Below are 6,288 nucleotides of genomic sequence, written 5' to 3' on the forward strand. Positions count from 1 at the left end.
TGTTCATTCATTAATTTAAGTAAGTCATCTTTACGGTTTGCTTCGTATAAAGTGCTATCTGCCAGTAAAGTTTCAATTTCGCTTAAGCGTGGTTGCAGTTTGCCAATTTGTGCTTCATTTTTTTCAATATTTTTACGAATCGGGCGGGTCAGTTCACGTTGACGTGCGGCTTCTTTACGCTGTGCTTCTTTATCGACTTTTGAAATTGTCGGTTTGACTTCAACTTGGGATTTGATCGGCTCAGGTGCTTGTTGACTATTTTTCATTAAGTCCAAACGCGCTTGACGTAACCAGTCCGCATAAGCCACCAAGTCACCATCAAATTCACGACATTTTCCGTTATGAACCAGCAACAGTTCATCACAAACACTGGCAATCAATTGACGTTCGTGGGATACCAAGACCACAGCGCCTTCAAAATCTTGTAGGGCCATGGTCAGTGCATGACGCATATCCAAGTCTAAATGGTTGGTCGGTTCATCCAGAATCAGGACGTTTGGACGTTGCCAAACAATCAGCGCTAAGGCTAAACGTGCACGTTCACCTCCCGAGAAACCTTCACTTGGCGTATCCATACGTTCGCCACTAAAGCCAAAACTACCTAAAAATGAACGTAAGGAAGCTTCACTGATTTTTTTATCGGCAATTCGCGATAATTGCAGCATTGGGCTGGCGTTACCATCCAAAGCATCCATTTGATGCTGGGCAAAATAACCAATATTCAATAATTCAGAAGCTTTACGTGTACCTTGTAATAAAGCTAAATCACCGACCAAGGATTTAATCAGGGTTGATTTACCGGCACCGTTCATCCCGAGTAAGCCAATGCGACTGGTTGGGGTAATTTGTAGATTGACATTGGTCACAATCAGTTTGTCGCCGTAACCAATATCTGCATGTTCCATTTGGAGCAGCGGTGAACTCATTTTGGTTGGTTCACGGAAACTAAAGGTAAATGGTGTATCGACATGCGCTGCCGATAATTCCTGCATGCGTTCTAACTGTTTAATCCGACTCTGTGCCTGTTTGGCTTTGGTGGCTTTGGCTTTAAAACGGTCAATAAACTTCTGTAAATGCGCACGCGTTTCGATTTGCTTTTCATAAGCTTGCTGTTGCTGAGCCAAGCGTTCAGAACGGGTGCGTTCGAAAGTTGAATAGTTGCCTGTGTAGAGCGTGAGTTCTTGATTTTCAATATGTAAAATATGATCAGTCACCGCATCTAAGAAATCACGGTCATGTGAAATTAGAATTAAAGTCCCTTCATAAGCTTTGAGCCAATCTTCTAACCATAAAATGGCATCTAAGTCTAAGTGGTTGGTCGGTTCATCCAGTAATAACAGGTCGGAACGACTCATCAGGGTGCGCGCTAAGTTTAAGCGCATACGCCACCCCCCAGAGAAACTTGCCACATTGAGCTGTGATTGATGTTCAAAAAAGCCCAGACCGGCCATCAACTGCGCAGCTTTAGAAGGTGCGGTATAGCCATGAATTTCATCGAATCGACCATATAAATGGGCCAATTCATCATTGTTTAAATTTTCTGGATGTTCAAGTTGATGTTGAATATTCCAATATTCTTCATCGCCTGAAAGCACAAAATCAATGGCTTTCATATCCAGTGCTTTAATTTCCTGCGCCATGTGTGCGACTGTCCACACGGCTGGGCGGGTTAATGAACCACCATCAGACTCCATACCACCGAGTAAGGCAGAAAATAAGGTTGATTTTCCTGCGCCATTGACCCCAGTGAGGCCGATTTTCCATCCTGGATGCAACTGCATCGATGCTTTTTGAAATAAAACCCGGCCACCGCGACGAATGGAAAGTTGGTCTAACTGAATCATGGAACTGTCTAAGTAAGATGAATGTGCGGCTATTCTAATAGATGCCTTGGCAAAAGAAAAATTCAAAATATTTTTTGGGTAAGAGTGTTGGTGGAGTAATTTTTCATAGATTTTTGAAGAAAAAAAATCCATTTAATAAAAAATATGTAACTGAAATGCAAAAGCCCTTGTTTTCACAAGGGCTTTTGACTTAAATTTGTTGGCGTTACAGTTAAATGATGTAAAGAGCATCGTTTAACGAAAGATCAGAAGGTTTGGCGACCGTTCCGATTTCACACAAAGGCTTTGTAACAACCAAGTCCTATTTTAAGGCATTTGGCATGTGACACAAGACCTAAAATGTAAAAAAATTTCGTTAATCGTTGTTAAGTCCATCATTTAAACCATTTTTTGGTTCGTTCACTACGTCTGTACAAAAGATTAAGTTAGTAAGTGCGACTTTTTATATGTCGGCTTAATCTTTGGTGGCTTTAATGTGAAGGTGGACAAGCGACGGCAGGCATTAAAGGCTAAAGGTTTATAACCGCTTCCCTATCTGATGTATTGCACTAGGGGAAGGACGCAGGGAATAGCGCATGTAATCGTAAATAGATGTACGAGATGATCGGCACAAGATACGAGCATGTGTAGAGAGATAATGCGTGTGCAGGGGAAGTAGTCAGACTTCTAAATACTCTCTTGTGACTTGGACTGTAACGCAACCCAAGCATACCGATTTGAAAGTGACAGCGGCTCCATACCGTGATGTATATCGGTGATATTCAAATACCTGAGCTAATTTTAGCGAAGGTAGGGTGAATATTACCGAAAATCTGCTCTAGCTCACCACCCGTGATGAGCAAAGCGAAGCACGGTGGGGACAAGAGCAGATTAAGAGCATTGCTTTTACAAGATTCATGCCAGTACTTCCTAGAGTTTATATACCGTGTCATTTGATTTAATTTTTATATAATAACTTTGTCCATTTTTAAATAAGCAAGGATACACATCTACCCCTATTTAACTCCGTTAAATGTGGTAAGCTGTGACCTTGATCAGGGGCTTCACCCCCGATACCCCCGAAAAGCTTTAAATCAAAAAATCAAAGATTTTCCAATTTGAAGCTTAAAAAAGCCAAAGCAGGGTAGATTGAAATGTCAGGACAGGAACAAGGAAACAAACAAAGTAAAGCAGTTCGAGAACGGACATTTAAAGTCAGACTTTCAGAATCAGAGTATCAATTGCTTGATAGCAATAATCCCTATGGTTCAATTGCAAAGTTACTTAGACAATCAGCAGTAGAGAAAGCGACTAAAATTCATAATTCCAAAGCAGAAGATGATCAAAAAATTAAATCAACAAAGGTTGTTGAATCTTTATATAGCAAGACAGAACGAGCATTAGTTTTAGAGCTTGGTCGGATTGGTAATAATGTGAATCAAATTGCTAAAGCAGTGAATACCGATATTGCAGGAGTAGGTACTTTTGACAAAGTAAAGTTACTTCATTTGTTGATTTCCATAGATCAGCAGCTTCGGGAGTTACGTCCAGATGATCGTTGATTTCTTTAGACATGGTTCAGGTTTATCAAAAGGTTGTCTTGATTATTTATTAGGTGAAGATCGAGAGCGTGAACATGCACAAGTGCTTAGTGGTGATATAGAGCTGACAGCACAATTGATTGATAGCAGTCCTTTTGCCAAAAAATACACCAGTGGTTGTTTGTCCTTTTATGAGCATGATTTATCTGACCAAGATAAACAGAAAATCATGCAAAATTTTGAGGAATGTTTATTTCCAGGACTGGATAAAGACCGATATCAAATTTTATGGGTACAGCACCAAGACAAAATTAATCAGGACACAGGTGAGACAAGGCTTGAACTTAATTTTGTGATTCCAAATGTTGAGCTTTCAACAGGAAAACGATTACAGCCATTCTATGCACCCGTTGATTTAGATCGAGTGGATCTATTTAAGCAGATCACCAATACCAAGCATTCACTGTATGACCCCGATGATCCTGAGCATCGACAGCTATTTTTAAATAAAAAGAACCTACCCAAAGATATTAAGGATTTTAAAGCGCAGTTACATCAACGTATTTACCGAGCGGTTGCCAATGGTGAAGTTTCCGATCGGCAAGAATTGGTGCAATGGCTTGAATCGAATCAAATCAATGTCACCCGACAAGTAAAAAACTCCATATCCATTGAAAACCCGTATGAGGGCGCAAAACGTCCTATCCGTTTAGAGGGCGAGATTTATGAGCAAGGCTTTAGAGCTACTGGCGAATATCGACAAGAAGTACAACAACGAATTGAAGAATACAGAGGAACAACTTCTGAGCGGTATCGAGCAAACGTCACAGGCTATCAGAGACAGCTTGAACACAAGAGCCAATATCACTGCGACCGCTATCCAACAGTCGGACGAGAAAATAGCCCAGAGCATTCAAAACAACGCCCAAACGGTCGAGAAGCGGTTGAGCCAGTATCAAAGCTTGCTGCAATCGAAATTGAGCCATTTAACGCAATTAAACGAGCAAATACAAAGCCAAGAACAACAAGCTCAGAACCAAGCCGTACAGAAAAAACTTACCATTTTGAATATGGGACTGATTTCAGCAGCAGTTATTTTGCTTATAGCGATTTTCTCGCTTGGTCTCATCGCCAAAAACAAGTACAGCGAAGTAAAAACACTCAATACAGTGATCAACGAGAAACAATTGAGAGTAGATCACCTGAACAAATCAGGGGGCAGCCTGAATATCAGTACGTGCAAGAATCTATCAAACAACAAGCAACGTCTATGCATTCAGATCAACAAGAATGCAGGGGAATGGCAAAACGGCTACATGATTCCAATGGGATACTAAACGATGACCGAATTAGAAACACAATTATTGAGAATCATCGAAGAACAACAGCAGCAATTACTGCAACAACAAGCACAATTGCAGAAGCAACAGCAAGCTTTAGACATGATGCAAACCAAAATTATCCAAGCATTGTCAGTGCAGTCAAGGGCAATAGAGAGCGATCAGCAGAGCTTACAGCAAGCACAGAAATCATTAGCGATAATACAGAAGCAATTTCACGAGCTAGAACGCAGCACAGCAAGCTATACCGAGCAGATCAATTGCAAAGTCCGAGAGATGAGCAAGATTACAGCCGACAACGAAGAAGTGCTGGAGAGAATCTCAACCACACAGCATTTAGTCTCGTCAGAAGTAGCCAAAGCTCAGAAGAATTTGCTCAAAACGTCAGAGATATTGAAAGAAATATCGTCCAGATAAAAGAACGGCAAAAGGAAATAGAAAAACCTCGACCTAATAAAGATCGAGGTATGGATTTTGGTATGTAATATTATTTGGTTAAGGAATCAATTTTTTGGGCAATAGATAATGCTTCACCTTCAGTCATGCCTTTAGAGGACATACTAAATAGTCTATTTTCGCTAATCCAACTAATATTATAAATTCCATTTTCTATACGCTCATTAGTTGATGGTGATGAATTAACATAAGAATTAATATTTTCTTTAAAAAAATGGACTTGGGTATTATCAGGAGAGACGTTATATTCGTTAATTTCTAAAAGCTTACCACCATTTTGATAGCTTCTAAAAATTGAATCGTAGCCTTTACCTTCTATATATGCACCTGAAAAGTCTCCACCAACAAGATTGTACTCAGATCCCATTATTTCTTGTAAATTAGTAGGAGTAAAACTAAGTTGCTCTAATAATTTTTTTTCACCGCCTAGTTCTTTAAGGCGATCAATATAATAAGCTTGGTTCTCAAATTCATGTGTTTGTTTCCCTTTGGAAAAACTACCAAATTGAGATAAATTTAATGCTCGTTCATATAATATTTTTTTGGTTTCTGCATCTATTGGAGCATCTTCAATACTTATATATGTACTTTGAAATGAATTTAAATACGGATTTTGAATTTAAAAGTATGAGTGTTCAAAATATTTTCTATAAGGTTTAATTTGAATTCAAAGTTTTTGAATGTTGGTTATTGTTGTGAACAGTTGAGCGATTGATCTACCAAGCTGTGGAATAATTCATGTCAGATGGAACGATCTAAAATCAGAAAATCATGATTTGATGATGATTAAGTTGTGTTTAGTAAAATTAAAAAATCACCGTGGAACATTAAATTTCACGGCGATTTATTTTTGAGCAATCAATTAGCTAGACTTAATAGTGTGATTCAGTATCACTTTTGATGGTTGTTAGGCTTCAAAACTACTTTCCATTTCCTTCAATTCCATCATTAATTCAAGCATTTGCTCTTCAACGGTTTCAAGTTTTGCTTTGAGTTCCGTTTGTTCATTCATTAATTTAAGTAAGTCATCTTTACGGTTTGCTTCGTATAAAGTGCTATCTGCCAGTAAAGTTTCAATTTCGCTTAAGCGTGGTTGCAGTTTGCCAATTTGTGCTTCATTTTTTTCAA

The 6,288-nt window shown here is 39.0% G+C and carries 5 protein-coding genes and 1 pseudogene; 3 read left to right on the forward strand and 3 right to left on the reverse strand.

All coding sequences use genetic code 11. The features are described 5' to 3' along the window. The coding region (locus FTU05_RS17045) for an ATP-binding cassette domain-containing protein (RefSeq protein ID WP_180166143.1) at positions 1-1,844 on the reverse strand (1,844 nt) is incomplete at its 3' end. 41 nt (positions 1,845-1,885) lie between these two features. Here FTU05_RS17045 and FTU05_RS17050 point away from each other — a divergent pair. The 3 genes from FTU05_RS17050 to FTU05_RS17060 all read left to right on the forward strand — a co-directional run bounded on the left by FTU05_RS17050 (position 1,886) and on the right by FTU05_RS17060 (position 5,189). Continuing rightward, positions 1,886-2,038 (forward strand): hypothetical protein, encoded by a 153-nt coding sequence (locus FTU05_RS17050; RefSeq protein ID WP_180166145.1) that lies wholly within the window; start codon positions 1,886-1,888, stop codon positions 2,036-2,038. A gap of 939 nt (positions 2,039-2,977) precedes the next feature. Next, positions 2,978-3,385, forward strand: a complete 408-nt coding sequence (locus FTU05_RS17055) for a MobC family plasmid mobilization relaxosome protein (RefSeq protein ID WP_050042261.1) — start codon at positions 2,978-2,980, stop codon at positions 3,383-3,385. Continuing rightward, on the forward strand, positions 3,375-5,189 hold the full coding sequence (locus FTU05_RS17060; RefSeq protein WP_180166147.1) for a relaxase/mobilization nuclease domain-containing protein: 1,815 nt from the start codon (positions 3,375-3,377) through the stop codon (positions 5,187-5,189). Before FTU05_RS17055 ends, FTU05_RS17060 begins: the two co-directional genes overlap by 11 nt. Positions 5,190-5,191: 2 nt before the next feature. Here the strand turns inward: FTU05_RS17060 and FTU05_RS17065 are convergent, their stop codons facing one another. Continuing rightward, complete coding sequence (locus FTU05_RS17065; RefSeq protein WP_180166149.1) at positions 5,192-5,527, reverse strand: hypothetical protein; 336 nt, start codon at positions 5,525-5,527, stop codon at positions 5,192-5,194. A gap of 540 nt (positions 5,528-6,067) precedes the next feature. Further along, positions 6,068-6,288: pseudogene (locus tag FTU05_RS17070) on the reverse strand (ABC transporter ATP-binding protein); the annotation flags it as partial.

Origin of the sequence: Acinetobacter sp. YH12049, assembly GCF_013419875.1 — a bacterium.
Classification (GTDB): Bacteria; Pseudomonadota; Gammaproteobacteria; order Pseudomonadales; family Moraxellaceae; genus Acinetobacter; species Acinetobacter amyesii.